The sequence below is a fragment of the Hallerella sp. genome, from assembly GCF_022776125.1.
Lineage (GTDB): Bacteria > Fibrobacterota > Fibrobacteria > Fibrobacterales > Fibrobacteraceae > Hallerella > Hallerella succinigenes.
Genome location: NZ_JALFIA010000002.1, coordinates 1 through 3,718 on the forward strand (window position 1 = coordinate 1; position 3,718 = coordinate 3,718).

General features: G+C 48.8%; 3 protein-coding genes and 1 pseudogene. 3 read left to right on the plus strand and 1 reads right to left on the minus strand.

What is annotated here, in order from left to right:
• Window positions 1-706: glycosyltransferase family 2 protein (locus tag MR847_RS00270; protein WP_287722526.1), on the minus strand; the 706-nt coding region annotated here is incomplete at its 3' end.
• Window positions 707-760: 54 nt separating this feature from the next.
• On the opposite strand from MR847_RS00270, the gene MR847_RS00275 reads away from it, so the two are divergent.
• The 3 genes and pseudogenes from MR847_RS00275 to MR847_RS00285 all read left to right on the plus strand — a co-directional run.
• Window positions 761-2,041, plus strand: a complete 1,281-nt coding sequence (locus tag MR847_RS00275) for a hypothetical protein (RefSeq protein ID WP_287722528.1) — start codon at window positions 761-763, stop codon at window positions 2,039-2,041.
• A gap of 14 nt (window positions 2,042-2,055) precedes the next feature.
• A complete protein-coding gene (rffA, locus tag MR847_RS00280; RefSeq protein ID WP_287722529.1) occupies window positions 2,056-3,189 on the plus strand; it encodes a dTDP-4-amino-4,6-dideoxygalactose transaminase in 1,134 nt (377 codons plus the stop codon).
• Window positions 3,190-3,292: 103 nt separating this feature from the next.
• Window positions 3,293-3,718 (plus strand): annotated as a pseudogene (locus tag MR847_RS00285) (ATP-grasp domain-containing protein); the annotation flags it as partial.

Below are 3,718 nucleotides of genomic sequence, written 5' to 3' on the forward strand. Positions count from 1 at the left end.
CGCGCAAAGGTTTTACAGAGAAGGCGGTAAAACCGTTCACCCAAAGTCCAATCAGACCTGCGATTGTGTAGCCGGATTCGCCCTGCAAACGTTGGCGATGACCTACGGCAACGTTCCCCAAATTTTGGGTCGCTCTAAAAATCAAGCCGCTGATGTATGGAAACGGATTCGGATATTGCACAATTTCTTTTGCGATGTACCGCTTCATAATAAAGAAGCTCGTCGTCTTCAAAGTCGTCGGTTGCCCGATGATCGCTTCCGCCATCTTTTTGTTGACCCAGGTTCCGAATCGGCGGAACAGGTGTTGAGCGGAATGTTCATAATAGCCGTAGACGACATCAAATCCTTCTTCAAGTTTATCGACCAATTTAAAGCTTTCGCTTGCCGGGGTCTGTCCGTCATCGTCAAGGCTTATCACGTAATCGCCGGAGGCTTCTGCGTAGCCTGCCATCAGTGCGTTGTGCTGTCCAAAATTTTTTGCAAGGCAAATGCCCTTGATTTTTTTATCCGCGCATGCGAGCTGCTTGATTTTACCCCAAACGCCGTCCGGGCTGCAGTCGTTTACCAGAACGATTTCGTAGTCGAAAATGCGGTCCTCTTTGGATTCTGCGTTTCGATTTTTTACGGTAGTGCGAATTTCGTTTACGACGGTTTCAATCGTATTTTCGCTACGGTAGCAGGGAAGCACAAAAGAAAGTAAAGTCAAATTATTTTGCTCGCTCATGGGTATGAATATAAAAACAAAATTTACATTTAAACCGTGAAGAAGTTACTTTATCCGCTGATTGCAAGTGCGTTGATTACGATTACGCCCTTTTTGATTACCTTCGAAAAGGGGCAAGATATTGTGCGCGGTCTTTTTGGCTTTAGCGAGTTCGCGCTATTGTTGCTGTTTGCCTGTGCAAGGGATCGCACGAAAGGTGCGTTGCGTATTGTGCTGCTTGTGGCGATTTCCGCTTTGATTCTTGCGGTCGCCTGGATCGATTTGCAGAATCTGCTTGCGCTCAAGAATTGGAATACGGGAGTTTATGGCGTGATTCCGCTTTTGACGTGTTCGCTTGCCGTGGCGATGATGGCGAAGGTGCCGAGTTTTCCCTTTCCGACAATCAGTTTTATTGTGTTCGTTTCGCTGATTGCGCACCTTGCGGCGTTGAACTGGAATGCGTCTCAGCCTCTGGCACAGTTCCCGGTGGTGGATTACTTGAGCCGTACTGCGCCGAATCCCGTGGAACGTAAAGTTTTGCCGGAGTCTTTTGTGCAAAAGTACAAGGTGGTGGATTCGGTAACGGTCACGCGCCATTATGTGGATACGCTTCGCAGCAACGTGGTGATTCTGGTCGAAAGCTGGGGCGTTCCGATGGAGGAGTCCCGCTTTACGGAAGAACTTCGGATTTTTGATGGGGTGGTACAACAGCTTGGGGTGCATTCGAGAATGTACAGCCGCACGCGTACCGCCGAACGTGAAGACCTGATGCTTGGATTTACGCGCGATTCCGTGACGCATGCGAAGGATACGACTTTTTTACCGCAGGAATTGGCGAAGAAAGGTTTTAAAACAAGTTTCTTTTTTGGCGGCGACAGTGCGGAACAGTGGCGTTACAAGTACATCTACCGCATTTTTAAAAACGCTTATTTCGGCGGGTTCAATCCGAATGCAAGACCGCTCGCGGTGAATGCACCCAAGCTTGACTTGAGCCTTGCGAAAGAGGCTCTTCCCGATAGCGTGATGGCGGAAAAAATCGACAGTGTACTTTCGGATTCTACCGCTTTGGATTCCACAAAACAGTTTATCGCTTGGACGACACGCGATACCAAATTCCCGTTACAAGGTCTGGGTGGAGCTTATCAAGGCTCTGCGGATGAAAATGATTCCGCGTACACGGTGCGTTTGATGGGAACCCTTCGCCTAATTGCAGACTTGGCGCGTAGGCATCCGGATGTGCGTTTTGTGGTGCAGGGTGATCACGAGCCGATTCTTTCGCCGGTCGCTTTCCAAGAACGTTTTTATAAGCGCTGGGTGCCGTTCATTGTATTAAATTGAGGGGAGAGGGTTTTATGAGCATTCGCATTCCTTTTAACAAACCGCCGTTTGTCGGTTCCGAAATTGAGTATGTACGTGCGGCTGTCGAAAGTGGTCGCATTTGTGGCGATGGACAGTTCAATCAAAAGTGCCACAAATGGTTACAGGAACATACGGGAACTTCTAAGGCGCTGCTGACGACGAGCTGTACACATGCGCTTGAAATGGCGGCGTTCCTTTGCGATATTTTACCGGGTGACGAAGTGATTATGCCTTCGTTTACTTTCGTTTCGACGGCGGACGCTTTTGCGATGCGCGGTGCGAAGTGCGTGTTTGTGGACATTCGCCCTGACACGATGAACCTTGACGAAAAAAAGATCGAAGAAGCGATTACGCCAAAGACCAGGGCGATTGTACCTGTGCATTATGCGGGTGTTTCCTGTGAAATGGATACAATCAACGCGATTGCGAAAAAGCACCACCTGTTTGTGGTCGAAGACGCGGCGCAAGGCATGATGGCGACTTACAAAGGCCGCGCTTTGGGAAATCTAGGCGACTTTGGCTGTTACAGCTATCATGAGACCAAGAATTACAGCATGGGCGAAGGCGGAGCGCTTTTGATTCGTGATCCGAAGTTTGCCGACCGTGCGGAAATCATCCGTGAAAAGGGAACGAACCGTGTGCAGTTCCACCGTGGCGAAGTCGATAAGTACACTTGGGTAGAACTCGGTTCGAGCTATTTGCCGAGTGAACTGAATGCGGCGTATTTGTATGCGGAACTGGAACAGGCGAAGCGTATTTTTGATAATCGCATGGCGAGCTGGAATGCGTATTATGAACGCTTGGAACCATTGCAGAAGAAGGGCTTGATTGAACTTCCGAAGATTCCGGAAGAATGTAAGCATAACGCGCATATGTTCTACATTAAGATGCCGGATCTGGAAGGTCGCACGAAGATGATTGCTCATCTGGTGAAACATGAAATCTTGGCCGTTTTCCATTACGTGCCGCTGCACAATGCTCCGGCGGGAAAACGTTTTGGAAGATTCTCTGGCGTAGATGCATTTACCACGCGAGAAAGCAACCGCTTGCTACGCCTTCCGATGTTCTACGGCTTAAAATTAGACGATCTCGATTTTATCTGCGACAAGATTCATGCGTTTTTCTAATTGTTTTTTCCGTGTCATTGCAAACGCAGTACACGAGCCGAAGACGTGGTTATCACAAAAGTTTCTAAGAGCGTTTTAAGAATTTCACGGTTTGAGTATTTCTATGAGTAAAAAGCTTCTTCTTCTCGGAGGCGGCCTCGCCGAAATCCCGCTGATCCAGGCCGCGCAAAAGCTGGGCTATTTTGTGATTACCACGGGCAACGCCCGTGAAGGTTTAGGTCACGCCTACGCGGATAAAAACGTTTTTGAAGATTTCTCCGATCACGAAAAAATGCTCGCCCTTGCGAAAGCTGAAGGCGTTGATCGAGTCTGCTCCGGCTGCAACGATTTCGCTTTGCTGAGCACCGCTTATGTTTGCGAAAAATTAGGCTTGCCCGGTCATGATTCTTACGAGACCAGCCTCGAAATTCACCACAAAGACAGGTACCGCGCTCTCGCTACGCGATTAAACATTCCGACGCCGAAAGCGCTCTCGGTTCACAATGCAAAAGAATTTGAAATCGCGCTTCAAACGCTCACATTTCCTGTC